Annotated in this window: 15 protein-coding genes; 9 read left to right on the top strand and 6 right to left on the bottom strand. The window is 63.5% G+C overall.

Annotated elements, in window-relative coordinates:
- Window positions 1-321: 321 nt before the first annotated feature.
- The 4 genes from AB4Z48_RS26715 to pdxR form a co-directional block, all read right to left on the bottom strand.
- Entirely contained in the window at window positions 322-705 is a 384-nt protein-coding gene (locus AB4Z48_RS26715; protein WP_441619540.1) for a DUF6697 family protein, read from the bottom strand.
- 145 nt (window positions 706-850) lie between these two features.
- A complete protein-coding gene (locus AB4Z48_RS26710) occupies window positions 851-1,687 on the bottom strand; it encodes a PTS sugar transporter subunit IIA (protein WP_441619538.1) in 837 nt (278 codons plus the stop codon).
- Window positions 1,684-1,905 (bottom strand): DUF2188 domain-containing protein, encoded by a 222-nt coding sequence (locus tag AB4Z48_RS26705; protein ID WP_441619536.1) that lies wholly within the window; start codon window positions 1,903-1,905, stop codon window positions 1,684-1,686. The genes AB4Z48_RS26710 and AB4Z48_RS26705 overlap by 4 nt, the downstream gene beginning before the upstream one ends.
- Before the next feature lie 202 nt (window positions 1,906-2,107).
- On the bottom strand, window positions 2,108-3,595 hold the full coding sequence (gene pdxR, locus AB4Z48_RS26700; RefSeq protein ID WP_441619534.1) for a MocR-like pyridoxine biosynthesis transcription factor PdxR: 1,488 nt from the start codon (window positions 3,593-3,595) through the stop codon (window positions 2,108-2,110).
- A 123-nt stretch (window positions 3,596-3,718) separates the two neighbouring features.
- Here pdxR and AB4Z48_RS26695 point away from each other — a divergent pair, with 123 nt between their 5' ends.
- Window positions 3,719-4,357: an FMN-binding negative transcriptional regulator gene (locus AB4Z48_RS26695; RefSeq protein ID WP_441619532.1), complete on the top strand. Its 639-nt coding sequence runs from the start codon at window positions 3,719-3,721 to the stop codon at window positions 4,355-4,357.
- Between the two features lie 195 nt (window positions 4,358-4,552).
- On the opposite strand, the gene AB4Z48_RS26690 is transcribed toward AB4Z48_RS26695, so the two are convergent.
- Window positions 4,553-5,149, bottom strand: coding sequence for a flavin reductase family protein (locus tag AB4Z48_RS26690; RefSeq protein WP_441619530.1), 597 nt, complete (start codon window positions 5,147-5,149; stop codon window positions 4,553-4,555).
- A 157-nt stretch (window positions 5,150-5,306) separates the two neighbouring features.
- On the opposite strand from AB4Z48_RS26690, the gene AB4Z48_RS26685 reads away from it, so the two are divergent.
- Window positions 5,307-6,491, top strand: a complete 1,185-nt coding sequence (locus tag AB4Z48_RS26685; protein ID WP_441619528.1) for an acetyl-CoA C-acyltransferase — start codon at window positions 5,307-5,309, stop codon at window positions 6,489-6,491.
- 59 nt (window positions 6,492-6,550) lie between these two features.
- On the opposite strand, the gene AB4Z48_RS26680 is transcribed toward AB4Z48_RS26685, so the two are convergent.
- Entirely contained in the window at window positions 6,551-8,347 is a 1,797-nt protein-coding gene (locus AB4Z48_RS26680) for an acyl-CoA dehydrogenase C-terminal domain-containing protein (RefSeq protein ID WP_441619527.1), read from the bottom strand.
- 344 nt (window positions 8,348-8,691) lie between these two features.
- On the opposite strand from AB4Z48_RS26680, the gene AB4Z48_RS26675 reads away from it, so the two are divergent.
- The 7 genes from AB4Z48_RS26675 (at window position 8,692) to AB4Z48_RS26645 (ending at window position 15,825) form a co-directional block, all read left to right on the top strand.
- Complete coding sequence (locus AB4Z48_RS26675) at window positions 8,692-9,309, top strand: 2-hydroxychromene-2-carboxylate isomerase (protein WP_441619526.1); 618 nt, start codon at window positions 8,692-8,694, stop codon at window positions 9,307-9,309.
- Window positions 9,310-9,349: 40 nt separating this feature from the next.
- The gene (locus AB4Z48_RS26670; protein WP_441619524.1) at window positions 9,350-10,078 is read left to right on the top strand and encodes an SDR family oxidoreductase; all 729 of its coding nucleotides are present in this window, start codon (window positions 9,350-9,352) and stop codon (window positions 10,076-10,078) included.
- Between the two features lie 10 nt (window positions 10,079-10,088).
- Window positions 10,089-11,669, top strand: a complete 1,581-nt coding sequence (locus AB4Z48_RS26665) for an AMP-binding protein (protein WP_441619522.1) — start codon at window positions 10,089-10,091, stop codon at window positions 11,667-11,669.
- Window positions 11,666-12,652 carry a Bug family tripartite tricarboxylate transporter substrate binding protein gene (locus AB4Z48_RS26660; protein ID WP_441619521.1) on the top strand — a complete coding sequence of 329 codons (987 nt, stop codon included), beginning with the start codon at window positions 11,666-11,668 and terminating at the stop codon, window positions 12,650-12,652. The genes AB4Z48_RS26665 and AB4Z48_RS26660 overlap by 4 nt, the downstream gene beginning before the upstream one ends.
- Before the next feature lie 52 nt (window positions 12,653-12,704).
- Window positions 12,705-14,360: a class I adenylate-forming enzyme family protein gene (locus tag AB4Z48_RS26655; protein ID WP_441619519.1), complete on the top strand. Its 1,656-nt coding sequence runs from the start codon at window positions 12,705-12,707 to the stop codon at window positions 14,358-14,360.
- Window positions 14,357-14,992, top strand: a complete 636-nt coding sequence (locus AB4Z48_RS26650; protein ID WP_441619517.1) for a glutathione S-transferase family protein — start codon at window positions 14,357-14,359, stop codon at window positions 14,990-14,992. The genes AB4Z48_RS26655 and AB4Z48_RS26650 overlap by 4 nt, the downstream gene beginning before the upstream one ends.
- A 71-nt stretch (window positions 14,993-15,063) precedes the next feature.
- On the top strand, window positions 15,064-15,825 hold the full coding sequence (locus AB4Z48_RS26645) for a TetR/AcrR family transcriptional regulator (RefSeq protein WP_441619516.1): 762 nt from the start codon (window positions 15,064-15,066) through the stop codon (window positions 15,823-15,825).
- The last annotated feature ends 23 nt before the right edge of the window (window positions 15,826-15,848 follow it).

The raw sequence follows: 15,848 nt of genomic DNA, 5'->3' as shown, positions 1-15,848 counted from the left end.
TACTTTTCATCGCGTGGGGAACGGTCCACCCCCCCGTCCTTGTTATACGTCTGGTTTGGCGACGCCCACTCGTTCGAGCCGATCGAACCCTGGTCGTCTCGCGACGCCCTCAACGATGTGTTCATGAATTTTCGAGGCTAAGGCAGCATGCGCGAGACGCTCGGCGAGTACACGATCGACGAGATCGCCGGTCAAAGAACGTAGAGCATGCCGATTGCAACAAGACAGGCTGACACGGCGATGTAATACCGGAAGCCATGCGTGCAGCCGTCGCGTTCATGGGGGGCTGCCGCCCCCGTCTGTTGCCTCGGCATAAGTGCCTCATTTCTTGGTGGTCACTGGTTTTAGCTTGATGACGCGGGAAATCTGCCCAAGCGTAAAGCCACTGTTGACGACATACGGCGCGCATGCCAGTGGCGACGTCAGCGACTCCGCCGCGGTGAAGTGGCCGAGATAACGGTACTTGTCGGTCTCCCGCCTGACAAATACCGGGATGGCTTCCGGCTGCGTTGCCAGCGTCCTGCCGGCAGCGCGAGCCGCCGCGCCACTGCTGCAAAGAATGGCCTCCGGGGCGTGAGGATTGAGGTCCTGTCGCAGACATACGGCCACTACCTTGCCATTCTTTGTAGGAAGAAATGCTTGCTTGCTACCGCCACAGACCGTATGGATAAGTTCGCGGGTGTATTCCTTGCCAATTTCAAACATAAATGATCTCCGAACGGATGCGCGCTGGAAAAAGCAGCATCAGGACAGAGACGATATCGAGATTGGCATAAATGCCACGAAGAAGCTGAGGTGTGGAGAATCAACGGCCTGTATCTTTTCTCGCCCGCCACGCAAGGGCGAGATATCAGAAGCGGTAGCTGCCAAAAAGCCGGCAGACGGAAGCCGCGTCAGGGCAGTCTCTCAGTAGCGCGCGGAAGCGTGCGTCGCAGAAGTACTGTGCGACGCTAGCCAGCAAGTGCAGGTGAGCGTTGTTATCCCATTCCGGCGAGAGGATGAAGACCAGATTGTCAACGCCACGGCCGTCTGGCGCATGAAACGCGATCGGTTCCCGGGTACGTACGTAGCATGCCAATGCTTGCGCAAGACCTCGGACGCGGCCGTGTGGGACGGCGATACCCTGACCAAGCCCCGTGGAGCCAAGCGCTTCCCGTTCCGCCAGGCCCGCCGTCACAGCCTCTGCGTCGAGGCCGAAACGGTGCGCGGCGAGCGCACCGATCTGACGAAACAATTCAGACTGGTCAGACGCGTGCAGGTCAAGTGCCACATGCGCTTCACGTAGCATTTCGCCGAGCGATCGAGGTCGCAGATCGTCAGCGCCGGGCCATTGCCTTGGACGCGCCCCATGAACCAGGTCCATCCATGCACCAGACGGCGATTCCGGGATTTCCACCGCGTGACTGAATTCAGCGCCCGGTGCCACGTCGCGAATGCGCCGCAAGGCATCGGGGATGACCACCCGCGGCAGGGTCAGGGAAAGGCGCATCCGCGAGCCCCCGGGCAGCAAGGAAAGGCTGATCGTCCAGGACTGCCCGATGCAGTCTCTTGTCAGGGCCTGGCGCAGTGGCACTGCGTGCTGGACATCGACGACGATGTGCATCGTCACGGCACGCACCGACGGCAGGGGGTGGCGTGCATCCGCCTGCTCGCGCAAAGGTCGTCGCTCGGGCGACAATGAAGTCATGCAGGTACTCCCACTGTCCGTGTGGCGTAATCAACCCGCGCACACTCCCGGGCGGCGCGATCATATGTCACCAGCGTCGCGCCCTCGGCCCGGGCTAGTACCGTCCCGGCCATGATGGCTGCCTCGCGATCTGCGTGATGCGAGTCGGCGTAACGTGCGCCTTCATGGATCACATCCCAGCCATCCCGATACGGGACAACCTGAATCTGTGTCGTCATAGACCTCCAGAACCGGATATTCACTACCAAGGAACAGATCGGTGACTGAATGGTAGAGGGAAGGAAATCAAGTTGCCGTATCAGGGCACAGTGAACGCATCAAAATGACGTAAAGGGAAAGCGCTGCCTTGGAAAGCCCCACGACACGGCGTGACTACCGCTGCGGCGACGTTTCCTGCGAGAGAAGCCACGTTCACGATTTTCATCTCGGCATTTCGACAATGACCGCGGCAAGTCGTTGAGCAGCTGTCTTCATCTGCGAAATGCTGAAGCCACCAAATCCAAGGATCAGGCCGGGGCGCCCGGTCCCGGATGCGAACATCGGCGACACTGCGCGGACGACGACACCCTCCTGGGCACTCCGTTGCGCCACCGCGCGGTCGTCCATGCCACTGGCAAGCCAAAGTACCAGGTGCATGCCTTGATCGCCGGGTTCGATCCACGCGAGATCATGGGGGAGTAGCGTTTCGAGTGTCTCGATCAACCGAAGTCGATACTCTGCATACGCGTTGCGAACCTTGCGAATGTGACGATCCAGATGGCCCTCTGCCATGAAGGCGGCCAGCACATGTTGATCCGCGGTGGGTGGGTGACGGTCGATGAGCACACGCGCACCGCAGAAGGCATCCACCAGGCTATGCGGGACGATCGCATAGCCCAACCGCAATGATGGAAACAGAATCTTGCTGAAGGTGCCCAGATAGACCACGCGGTCTGGGTCCAGTCCCTGAAGCGCGGGGAACGGATAGCCTTGATACCGCAGTTCGCTGTCATAGTCGTCCTCGATCACCCAGGCCTTGCTGGCGCTTGCCCACGCCAGCAAGGCGGTGCGCCGGGCCATGCTCAGGGGCATGCCAAGCGGATACTGATGCGAAGGCGTGACAAATGCCACGCGTGCGCGTGGCGCCATGCGCATGCCAGCTTCGACATCGAGACCTTCGGCGTCAACCGGCACCCGGACCATGTCTTCACGACGGCCCATGCTTTCGAATATTGCCGTTACGCCGCGGTATGCGGGGTTCTCCACCCAGGCCTGGTCATGCGGCCCCAGCAGGACCTGGCTTGCGAGAAACAGTCCCTGCTGGGTTCCGCTCGTCACGATGACCTGGTCCGCTTCACAACGCACCGAGCGTGACTTGCGGACGTAGCCGGCAATTGCTTCGCGTAGCGGTAGCGCGCCAAGAGGATCGGCATATCCGGTGGGCGCACCCGGGCCTCTTGCGCGCAGCCGGTTGCCAAGGCGGCGCCATATGTCGGCGGGCGCGGTCAAGCCGATCGGCACCGAGATGGCGAACGGAGCCGGTGCCAGCGCCCGGAACTCCTGCGCGATCTGCGCGAATGGGCGCGCGCGCGCAGGCATATCTGGCTCGACCGTGAGGCTGGAAACCGCGCGGGCTTCGCGGGCAGGCTGCTGCTCGGCCACGCCATGCGCGACGCTGGTCCCCGCGCCAGCTTTTGATTCGAGAAAGCCCTCGGCGACCAACTGCTCGTAGGCCTCGATCACCGTGCCCCGCGCAACCCGAAGCGAATCCGCGAGCGAGCGCGTGGAAGGCAACGCATCGCCCGCCCTGATATCGCCCCTGCGCACGGCTTCTCGTAACGCCTCCGCCACCTGGCGGCTCAGATTGCCCGCCGTGCGGTCAAGCACGCCGAATGAGGGCATTTCCGCGACTCGTGCAGTTCTTGCCATGATTCTGGTTCACAAAAAATCCACCAAACTGGATCTTAAGAATAAACCACTATTCGAGCAGACTGGGAACGGTCGCGGTCTGCAGCCGGTCACCCCGTTCACGCCCCTTCTGGAGACATCCACATGTACGTTCCCGCCCATTTCGCCGAGACACGCAAGGAAGTGCTACACGCTCGCATCACCCAGCATCCATTTGGCACGCTGATCACGCATGGCGACGGCGGACTCGACGCCAACCATATTCCGTTCGAGCTCGTAACAGGGGAGGGCGAACTGGGGACACTGCGTGCGCATGTAGCGCGGGCCAATCCGGTATGGCAGAGCGTTGCAAACGGCGATGAGGTGCTTGCGGTCTTTCATGCGGGCGACGCCTATATCTCGCCAAACTGGTATCCGGGCAAGCACGAGTCTCACGAGCGGGTGCCGACCTGGAACTACATGGTCGTCCACGCGCACGGACGCATCACGATTCTCGACGATGAGCGCTACCTGCGTGGTGTGGTCGGTCGCCTGACGCGCACGCACGAGGCATCGCAACCGAAGCCATGGAAGATGGGAGATGCGCCGAGAGATTACCTGGAGGCCATGCTCAAGGCGATCGTCGGTGTGCAGATCGAGATCACGCGCCTTGTGGGGAAAAGCAAGCTCAGTCAGAACAGGGAAACGCGGGATATTCGAGGGGCTGCCGAGGCGCTGAAATCCCGCGGGAGCTCTCCGACCGGCGACGAGATGCTGGCGCAGGCTGCCGGGAAACCGGACTAGAACGACGAGCGGCAGCGCTGCAATTCCTGATCCCAGGTCGCGGCCGCCGATGCGCCGTGATGAACGCTCACGCCAATACTCCTTAATCTTTTGGGTGTTAATATAAGCGCGGCGTTGGGCAACTGCCCCGTGGACCGCGGGCCGCCGCGCGAACCGAAGGCGTGAAAGGTGGGGCGCGGCAGTGCGCCGCGCCATTCAGCCAGCCGGATTCCGGACGATCACGGGGCCGATGGTTCCATAGACCGGGCCAGCCAGCCGGGACAGCGGACGAAGCTCCCTGCTATCGATCTTGTTCTGCTGGATGAGGCCGTCGCGTGCGTGGATGCGCACCGGCGCGGCGACGATGAAGTCCGAGGTGGGGCCGAACCGGATGGTTTGCGACAGCCTGCACTCGAGCGCGAGCGGTGCGTCGCGCAGGCGAGGCACCGAGATGTCCACGCTGGGGAGAAGCGGCAGGCCGAGCAGGGTCGTTTCGCTGATGTCCGATGGGTGCGGGAAGGCGCTGGCGTGGAGCGCGTCGACCTGAGTGTCGTCGGCGATGTGCACCACCAGTTCGCCGTTGGCGATCACGTTGCGTGCGGAGTCCTTGCGCGACCCATCGTCCTTGAACGCCATGTTGATGCCGAGCAGCGGCGGGTTGTAGCAGATGATGTTGAAGGTGCTGAAAGGTGCGAGGTTGACCAGGCCTTCCTCCGAGCGTGTCGTGACCCAGGCGATCGGTCGGGGAACGATCATGCAATTCAGAAGCTTGTAGATCTCGCCCTTGCTCAGCGCGCCGACTGACTGTTCCATTCGCATCTCCTTCGGTTCCGTTCCGTGTTTTCGAGTATATTAACAACGGTAAGATACGGCAAGGATGATTCTGTCTGTCGCCTGTCGGATCGATGATGCCGTCCTCGACTCAACTCGACTCAACTTAACTCAACCTCCCTTTTAAAGGTCCCATGCCATGACCCGTGAAGCTGTCTTCGTCTCCACAGCACGTACGCCGCTCGTCAAGTCGCAGCGCGGCGCATTCAATATCACCGATGGCCCCACGCTGGCTTCGTTCGCAGTGCGTGCGGCGGTGGACCGTGCCGGCATCGATCCGGAGATGATCGAGGACATGATCCTGGGATGCGGCTACCCGGAAGGCACCACGGGCCGTAACCTGGCACGGCAGACTGTGATCCGTGCGGGGCTGCCTGTCAGCATTGCCGGCTCGACCATCAACCGGTTCTGCGCCTCGGGCCTGAATGCCATCAGCATTGCCGCGGGCCGCATCGTGAGCGAAGGTGTTCCGGCGATGATCGCGGGCGGGGCGGAGAGCATTTCGCGTATCCGCACGCGCGAGGACGGCGAAAACGGCGTGGATCGCTGGATTGCCGAGCACAAGCCGGACCTGTACATGTCGATGATCGAAACGGCGGATGTCGTTGCGAAACGCTATGGCATCAGCCGGGAAGCGCAGGACATGTTTTCGCTCGAAAGCCAGCGGCGCACGGCGGCGGCGCAGGCCGCAGGCCGGTACCTGGACGAAATCGTGCCGTGCACGACGGTCATGGCGGTAACCGACAAGGAAACCGGTACCGTCACGCACCGCGAGGTGACGGCGGACGCGGACAACTGCAACCGTCCGGGCACCACTTACGAAGCCCTGGCAAAGCTCGAACCGGTCCGCGGCAAGGAGCATTTCATTACGGCCGGCAATTCCTCGCAGCTCTCCGACGGCGCTTCGGCCTGCGTGATGATGGAGGCGGGAGAAGCCGCGCGCGCCGGCATTGCGCCGCTGGGTGCTTTCCGGGGCATGGCGGTGGCCGGGCTGGAGCCGGACGAGATGGGTATCGGGCCGGTCTACGCGGTGCCGAAGCTCCTGAAACGACACGGCCTCAAGATCGCGGATATCGGCCTGTGGGAGCTCAACGAAGCGTTTGCTTCGCAGTCGATCTACTGCCGCGACAAACTGGGCATCCCCGATGAGCTGCTGAACGTCAATGGGGGCGCCATTTCCATCGGCCATCCCTTTGGCATGACCGGCGCGCGGCTGGCCGGCCACGTGCTGATCGAGGGGAAGCGTCGTGGCGTGAAGTATGCCGTCGTAACGATGTGCATCGCCGGCGGCATGGGCGCCGCGGGGCTGTTCGAGATCTACTGATCCCGGCGCCCGGCTGCCGGGGCGCATTGCGCGACGGCAGCCGGAACCTCTTCGGCAAACTACAGTTCTTCCAGTGCGTGGTTCATCAGCACTGACACGTCCGCGTGAATGGCTTGCCCCAGCGCGCCAGTCTGCACGAGCATGTACTCGCCATAGAATCGCGCCGTCTTGAGCTTGCCGGCGTAAAAGGCGGGAGATTCATCGCCGTCGGGCGCGAGCGCCGCGGCAGCCATTCGCAACCATGCCACACCGAGCGCGACGAGGCCGAACATCTGCAGATAGTGGCTTGCCGCGCCCGCGGCGGCCCGCGCGTCGTCACGCGCGCGCTGTTGCATGAGCAGCGTCGCGTCCCGCAGGTGGCTGGTTGCCATGTCGAGGGCCTCGCACAGCGTTGCCAGCTCGGGCTCGTCCGCGTGGCCACGGGCCAGGGCGCTGGCCGCTTCCAGCCAGTCCGCAACCACGCTGCCATCGGCCAGCGACAGCTTGCGGTGCACCAGATCGAGCGCCTGGATGCCATTCGCCCCCTCATAGAGCGGGACGATCTGCGCGTCGCGCAAGAGCTGTTCCATGCCATTTTCATGGATGTAGCCATGCCCGCCGAAGATGGTGATGCCAAGCCGGGTGACCTCCACCGCGCTGTCGCTGAGGAAGCTCTTGATCACCGGGGTCAGAAGCGCGAGCCGGTTCTCGGCGCGCGTGCGCTCGACAGGGTCGGGATGGCGATTGCGGACGTCCAGATCAATGGCCGCGTCGAGGTATAGCGCGCGAGCGCCTTCGGTCAGTGCCTTCATCGTCAACAGGTTCTTGCGGACGTCGGGATGACGGACGATGAGGTCCGGCCCGTCGTTCGCAGTGCGTCCGGAGCCCGGGGCGTAGCCCTGGCGGCGGTCCAGGGCATAGGCCCGGGCATTCTGGAGAGACAGTTCCGCCGCGCCGATGCTCTGTACGGCCACGCCGATGCGCGAGGAGTTCATCATCGTGAACATCGCCATCAGGCCGCCGTTGGGCTCGCCTACCAGCCAGCCCAGCGAATCATCGAACGCCAGTGCTGCCGTGGCCGATGCACGGATGCCCATCTTGTGCTCGATGGCTGTGCATGACACATGGTTGTCGCTCAATGCCGGCAGCGGCGTCCCGTCCCGGCGGGGGAGCGTCTTGGGGACAAGAAACAGGCTGATTCCCCGGGTGCCTGCCGGGGCGTCCGGCAGCCGGGCAAGCACGAGGTGCAGGATGTTCTCCGCGAGGTCGTGATCGCCACCGGAAATGAAGATCTTGCTGCCGTTGATACGGTAGGTGCCGTCGCCGACAGGGGCGGCACGAGTCTGTAGCCTGGAGAGGTCGGAGCCGCTGCCTGCCTCGGTGAGGCACATGGTTCCCGTCCAGCGTCCGCTCACCAGCATGGGCAGGAGTTGCTCGCGCAGTTCGTCCGTGCCGTGGGCCAGCAGTGCGCGGTACGCCCCCTGCGACAAGCCCGCATACATGCCGAACGCCATCGAGCCGGCACCGACGATTTCCCGCACCATGGTTGCCAGCGTGACGGGCAGTCCCTGCCCACCGTAGGCCGGATCCGCCGCCAGCGTCGTCCAGCCGGCATCCCGATAGACGGCGTACGCCCGCGCATAGCCGGAAGGGGTGCGCACCGTGCCGTCCTGGCGCGTGCAGCCTTCGTCATCGCCCGTACCGTTGATCGGCAACAGCACATCGCGCGCGAACACACCGGCGCTTTCCAGGATCGGGAGGACCAGGTCCATGGTTGCGTCTTCGCAGCCGGGCAGCACGGCAAGGCGCTTTTCGTAGGCGAGAACTTCCTGCAGCAGGAAGCGGAACTCGGCCAGGGGGGCTTCATAGGCGGGCATGCGGGTTCATCCTTCAGACATGGTTGGATATGGCATCAATGTTAACGATGGTAATATAAAAATCTGCGGGACGTCAGCGGACAATGGCAGCAGAGTTTCGACGCGATTGGCGCGGAAATACCGCATTGCCAGGCAAGTCGCGGAAGATGCACGGGGCCTGTGGATACGAGCAGTGCGCACCGCGACTCGCTTGCGATCTTAACGGTGGTAGTATAGGATCCATTCATTCCCGGACGGCGTCAGCAGAGATGGCGGCGCCATGCCGGAGCAGGCCGATCTGGCGAACATCCGCGCATCTGCGCATCGGTGTCGAAAGCCAGGCACATTGATCCAGGAGACAAGCCATGGCCGCATTGCGTGCCCATTTCCTATTCGATTTCGGTAGTCCCAACGCCTACCTCAGCCATCGCGTCATTCCGGCGATCGAAGACCGTACGGGCGCCCGCTTCGAGTACATCCCCATTCTCCTTGGCGGGCTGTTTCGCCTCACTGGCAATCGCGCGCCGTCCGAAGCGTTCGCGGGCATCAGGAACAAGCAGGAATACGCCCAGCTCGAGACCGAGCGCTTCGTGAAGCGCCACGGGATCACGGCCTACCGTTACAACCCGCACTTTCCCGTCAACACGATCCAGATCATGCGCGGCGCTGTGGCCGCCCAGCTGGACGGCAACTTCGACGCCTATGTGGAAGCGGTTTTCGTCGCCATGTGGGAACAGGGAAAGAAGATGGACGACCCCGACGTTATTCGGGAGGCGCTGGACCAGGCAGGACTGAATGGCGCCAGGACGCTGGCAAGGATCCAGGACGCGGACGTCAAGGAAGTGCTCCTGGCCAACACCCAGCGGGCATTCGAGCGTGGCGCCTTCGGTTCGCCCACGTTCTTCGTCAATGACGAGATCTTCTTCGGCAAGGATCGGCTGCGAGAGGTCGAAGAGGAAATCGATCGGGTCAAGGCCGGCTAACTGCCGGCACCGTCGGACACGACTACTAGGGAAGCAATTCATGAACGAGAAAAAGGCCGTGCTTGTCATCGGCGCTGGCGACGCAACCGGTGGCGCGATCGCACGACGATTTGCGCGTGAGGGATATATCGCGTGCGTGACACGGCGCAACGCGGACAAGCTGGCGCCGCTGGTCGCACAGATCGAGGCAGAGGGCGGGGTAGCCCATGCCTTCGGCTCGGACGCGCGCGACGAAGCACAGATGGTTGCGCTCATCCAGGAAATCGAATCCAGGATCGCGCCGATCGAAGTCGCGGTGTTCAACATCGGCGCCAACGTGCGTTTCGACATCCTGGAAACGACCGCACGCGTCTACCACAAGGTGTGGGAGATGGCGTGCTTCGGCGGGTTCCTCATGGGGCGCGAGACGGCCCGCGTGATGCTGCCGAGGAAGCGCGGTTCGATCTTCTTCACCGGTGCGACGGCCAGCCTGCGAGGCAGGGCGGGCTATGCCGCGTTCAGCGGCGCGAAGCACGCATTGCGTGCACTGGCACAGTCGATGGCCAAGGAGCTCGGTCCCAAGGGCGTTCACGTTGCGCACCTGATCATCGACGGTGCCATCGACACCGAGTTCATTCGCGAGTCGTTCCCGGAACGCTATGCGCTGAAGGAGCAGGAAGGCATCGTCAATCCCGACCACATCGCAGATACCTACTGGATGCTGCACCAGCAACCGAAGGATGCGTGGACGCACGAGCTCGAACTGCGTCCGTGGATCGAGGCCTGGTGACGGAGTTGTCATGTCGCACCCATCGCACTTCGCGCGGACGACGCCGGGCAAGCTTGCCGCCGTGTTCATTCCCGGTGGGCGTGAGCTTGGCTATCTGGAACTGGATGAGGGGTCCAATCGCGTCGCCAATCTCCTGCGCCAGGCAGGCATCAGGAATGGCGACGCCGTGCTCTTCGCCGTGGACAACTGCCCGGAATTCCTCTACCTCGCGTGGGGTTGCCAGCGGGCTGGCGTCATCTTTACCCCGGCATCGACCAGGTTGAGCGCGGCGGACCTTCGCTACATTGCGCGGGATTGCGACGCGCGCATGGTGGTGGTCTCGGTGACTGCCGTCGGCAGCGAAAGCCTGGCCGCGTCCGACTTCGACGCCATTCCCTGCCTCGCACTGGGCGGCGACATCCCGGGCTTCCTGCGGCTGGAGGATGCGCTGCGGGATAGTCCCGTCGCGCCCATCGCCGATCCCGCGCGCGGCAGGGAGATGATGTATTCGTCCGGATCGACGGGACGGCCGAAAGGCGTGCGCAAGCCGATTCCGCCGATTCCCTTCGACGCGATGGATCCGCGCGACGTGCCATTCGCGCGGCGGCCGGGCGCCGACGCCTCCATGGTTCATCTCTGCACGTCGCCGCTCTATCATGCGGCGCCGCACCGGGCCGTATCGGCGACGCTGGCGCTGGGCGGCACCGCGGTCGTGATGGAGCGTTTCGACCCGCTTGCCGCTCTGCACGCGATCGAGACATTCCGCGTTACGCACAGCGTATGGGTGCCCACGATGTTCCATCGCCTGCTGAGGCTGGATGCCGACGCGCGCAGCCGCTTTGACCTGTCCAGTCATCGCGTCGCGCGTCACGGCGCCGCGCCATGCCAGGTGGACGTCAAGACGGCGATGATCGCGTGGTGGGGGCCGATCCTCGAGGAGTATTACTCGGGAACGGAAGGCATCGGCGCCTGCTCCATCAGTTCGCATGAATGGCTGGAACACAAGGGCTCCGTCGGCAGGGCGACGGACGGGGTCATTCATATTCTGGACCTCGACGACGACGAAGTGCCGGCTGGCACGACAGGGACGGTGTTCTTCGAGAACCGCTCCAGCTTCGCCTACTGGAACGACGCCGACAAGACCACGTCCAGCCGCAGCAAGCAAGGGTGGTGGACCTACGGAGACATCGGGCATCTCGACGAAGAGGGCTACCTGTACCTGTCGGATCGCCGGGATTTCACCATCATCTCGGGCGGCGTGAACATCTATCCCCAGGAGATCGAGGCAGCCCTGCTCTCAGACAAGCGTGTCCTGGATGCAGCGGTCTTTGGCGTTCCCGATGAGGAGTTCGGCGAGTCCGTCCATGCGGTGGTCCACGTCGAGCGCTCGCCTGCTGCGCCTGAGACGCTCTCCGCCGAACTCAGGGCGATCTGCCGGGAGACGCTAGGTCCGGTCCGGATGCCGAAGTCGTTCTCCTTCGTCCTGGACTTCCCGCGTCTGCCGACGGGGAAATTGCAGAAGAAGGCGCTTCGGGAATCGGTGCTCGCATCGTTGCAACCGGCCCGGCCGCACACCCACTTTTCCGAAATACACGATGGAGACAGGAAATGATCAGGAAGTTATGCATCGGCGGCCTGGGCGTCGCAGTCTTTGGACTCCTTGCCACGCCCCTGCTGGCCGCTGCCGAGAAGTATCCCAGCAAGCCCATCCGGCTCGTTGCGCCGTTCTCGGCGGGCGGCGCGCTGGATTCGATGGCGCGGGAGCTGGCGCATGGCATGTCCTCGCGCCTGGGCCAGCCGGTCATCGTGGACAACCGGACGGGCGCGGCCGGCATCGTCGGCGTGGATGCCGTAGCGAAGGCCGCTCCGGATGGCTATACGCTGTCCGTCTCCCAGAGTTCGCAATTGCTGGTCAATCAGTTCCTGTACAAGAATCTTCCGTACAACCCGCGGCGCGACCTTGTTCTGGTGGCGAAGATCGCCGACTCTCCGCTTGTGCTGTTGGTGAACCAGAAGGTACCCGTCAAGGACGCCAGGGAGTTGCGCGCCTACCTGAAGGCGAATCAGGGCAAGCTGTCCTATGGCTCCTGGGGTGTCGGAACCGTCGGCCATCTGAGCGGCAGCAAGCTCAACGAAGTGACCGGCGCGCAGATGGTGCATGCCTCCTATCGTGGCGAAGTGCCGATGGTGCAGGATCTTGCCGCCGGCAATGTGCAACTCGGCTTCGCCACTGCGTTGCAGGCCAGCGTCTTTCTCCTCACCAACAAGGTAAAGGCGATCGGCGTGACCGGCACCAGCCGGCTTCCGAGCTTGCCCAATGTGCCGACGCTGGCGGAGCAGGGCTTCGATGAAAAGCTGTTCAAGACGGTCGGCTGGTCCGCGATTGCCGCGCCTGCCGGCACGCCCAAGGAGATCGTCCAGCGCCTGGCGGACGAGTTCCAGCTGGCTGCCAATCGTCCGGAGGTCAAGAAGCGTATCAGCGAACTGGGCTTTAACGTGAACTACGCGGGGCCGGCGGAATTCGCGGCGCTCTATCAGCGCGAGCTTCCGGTATGGGAGAGCGTCGTGAAAGACTCCGGCGCCTCGCTCGATTAAGGTCTGCTCCACTCTCAACACGCACAGGAAGCACAAGGAAGAGGAAGGCAACATGACGTCATTGGCAGTTGGGCAGCCGGGCATGGATCTGGCGAATCCCTATGAAGGCTGCGACATCGCATCGTGGCTCGTCGAACTCGCTCGTCGCCGCGGCGCCCATCCGTTCCTGGTCTGGGAGCCAATGGACGCAGAGGGGCGCACCTATACGTATGAGGCGTTTCTCGACCTCGTCCGGAAGCTCGCCGGCGGTCTCGCATCGCGTGGGGTGAAGCCGGGAGACAGGGTGATCGTCCATATGGAGAATTGCCCTGAGACGATACTGATGCGCTTTGCCTGCGCCTGGTCGGGCGCCGTATGTGTGGCGACAAACCCGCTCGCGGCCGGTCCGGAGGTGGCGTACTTTGCGCAGTCCTCAGGGGCCGTTTGCGCGGTCACGCAGCCTAAGTTCGCGGACATGTTCGCGGAGCACTGCCCGGGCCTGTCATGGATTGCCGTTGTCGATGAGGGGCCGGCAGATTCGCACTCGCGCGCAGAGACGGATCGAATGGTGCCCTTTTCCTCGCTAATCGGCGAGCCGCTTCCGCAACGCATCGCGGACCCTCTCGCGCCGGCATCGGTGATGTTTACCACCGGGTCGACCTCCCGGCCCAAGGGGGTCATGTGGACGCATGCCAATGTGCTCTGGGCGGCGGAAGCAAATTGCCGGCAGCAGGAAATCCGGGAGGACGATATCCACTTGCTCTTTCTCCCGCTGTTCCATGTCGTGGGCCTCTCGTGGTGCTTCTTCTCGACCATGTGGGCAGGCGGGACCATCGTTCTCCAGCCCGGCTTCTCCCGCAGCCGATACTGGCCCGTGGCGATGAAACACCGGGCGACCGTCGGCTCGCACGTTCACTTCACGCTGGCGGCCCTGCGGGCCGAGCCGGTTCCTGACCACGCATTCCGCCGCTGGGTGACTTCCACGCACGACCGTGCAGCGATGGCCCACTATGGCGTCGACATGGTTGCCGGCTGGGGGATGACGGAGGTGCTGATCCAGGTGCTGGTCTCCCGGCCGGAGCAGGGGGCGCTCACGGGAGGCATCGGACGCCCGAGCCTTTTCTGCGGCGTCAAGGTTGTCGATGACAATGGTTCTCCGGTCCGTCCTGGCGAAGCGGGCAACCTGCTGGTGAAGGGGGTGCGCGGGCTGTCGATCTTCCGGGAATACGATGGCGATGTCGCGGCGACCGATGCATCCTTCGATGATCAGGGCTTCCTGATCACCGGCGACCGTGTCCGCCTCAAGGAGGAAGGATGGTTCGAGTTCACCGATCGCGTCAAGGATGTGATCAAGGTGCGCGGCGAGAACGTGTCGGCCGCCGAGGTCGAAGCAGTCATCCTGAAAGTCCCCGGTGTACGCGAGGTGGCAGTCGTCGGCAAGGCGAGCGAGATGCAGGGTGAATACGTGGTGGCGTTTGTCGGGCAGGCGGCCGGGCTGTCGGACGACCAGGCGCAGGCGCTGCCCGGCACGATTCTCGAGCACTGTTCGCGCAACATCGCCCGCTTCAAGATTCCGAAGGAAATCCACGTGGTGGCGAAGCTACCCCGTATCGGCATCGGCAAGCTTGCCAAGGCGACATTGCGGGAATGGGCTGCATCAGGCGGCGTCGGGCAAGCGGGCCAGGGCGCGCCGCGCACGGCATTTGAAAGCGAGGAGCGCCGGGAATGAGGGAGCTCTATCACTGTGCGAGGTCGCGGTCGTTCCGGCCGCTATGGATGCTTGAAGAGCTCCAGATTCCCTACGCGCTTCACCTGCTTCCGTTCCCGCCGCGCGTCCGGGCCAGGGAGTACCTGACGGTCAACCCGCTCGGGACAGTCCCGCTCTTTATCGACGGGGCCGTCAGGATGACCGAGTCGAGCGCGATCTGCCAGTACCTGGCCGACGTCTATGCGCCGGACCGGCTTGGCATCCGGCCTGGCGACGCTGCGTACGCCCGCTACCTCAACTTCCTGAGCTTCGGGGAAGCCACCCTCACATTTCCCCTGGCCGTCTTCATGCGCTACTCCCGCCTCGAGCCGGATGCGCGCAAGCTGCCGCAGGCGGCGACCGACTACAAGCGGTTTTTCCTGGGGAGATTGCGCGGTGTCGAGGCAATCGTAGGCGAGGGGGAATACATCTGCGGGGATCGCTTCACAGCTGCGGATATATCGATTGGCTACGCGCTGCAGTTCGCGGCCATGAACGGCCTGGAGAATGAGTTTCCGGTGGCCGTCGCACGCTACTACGAACGCCTGCGGGCCAGGGCCGGATACCAGCGGGCGCAGCTTGCCGAATCCAGCGCGGAAAACGAGGCAGCATAGCAAACCTTGGGCCGGATATCGCCGGGTGGAAGTTGTCTTTCCCCAACCTGACTAGTGTTAAGATCGCCGACATGGAAGACACTGCACGAGCCAGGCGCGCGGTCCGGACAAAGACCACCGCGGCGCGCAAACCGGCGAAAAACGAAGAAGGCGCGGCCGATCCTCCCGCTGCGAAACGCGCCCGCGCGGCAAACGCAGAGAGCGCGGAGCTGGCCGGGGCGCGCCCTTACCATCACGGCAACCTCCGGGAAGAGCTGGTGCGTTGCGGCAAGGAACAGCTCAAGGAAGTCGGCCTGGCGGAGTTGAGTCTGCGGCGTATTGCCAGCAGCGTCGGCGTGTCGCAGGTCGCGCCCCGGCACCATTTCGGCAACAAGGAAGGCTTGCTTGCGGCCATCGCGGCCAGCGGCTTCCGTGATCTCACGGAATTCCGTCTCTCGCACCTGCGCCCGAGCATGTCCCCCGAGCAGCGGCTGCGCTCGCTGTTGTCGTCCTATGTGGCCTTTGCGAAGCTGCACCCCACGCTGTTCCATCTGATGTTCGCCCCGCAACTATTCTCGGCGGAGTCCCACGCCGAACTCGATATAGCGGCGAGCCAGTCGTACCAGACGGTCGCTCGGGCTACCGCCGAATACCTTGCCGAGAACGGCAACACGGACGAGGACAAGGCCCATGAAGTAGCCCGCGTCGCATGGATGTCCATGCATGGCGTCGCGACGCTGATCATCGAAAAGAGGATCAACCCCTGGGGCGCGCCGAAAGTCAGCCGTGAGCAACTGGTCAACCAGGCACTCGATCTCATCTTTTCCGGCATCAAGGGCCGGATTGGCATCTAGCCGGAACGCCGGCTCTTCTCCTC

The sequence above is a fragment of the Cupriavidus sp. 2TAF22 genome, assembly GCF_052115045.1.
Classification (GTDB): Bacteria; Pseudomonadota; Gammaproteobacteria; order Burkholderiales; family Burkholderiaceae; genus Cupriavidus.
Note: the sequence above shows the minus strand (reverse complement) of the source record. Positions and strands in the feature narration are given on the sequence as shown.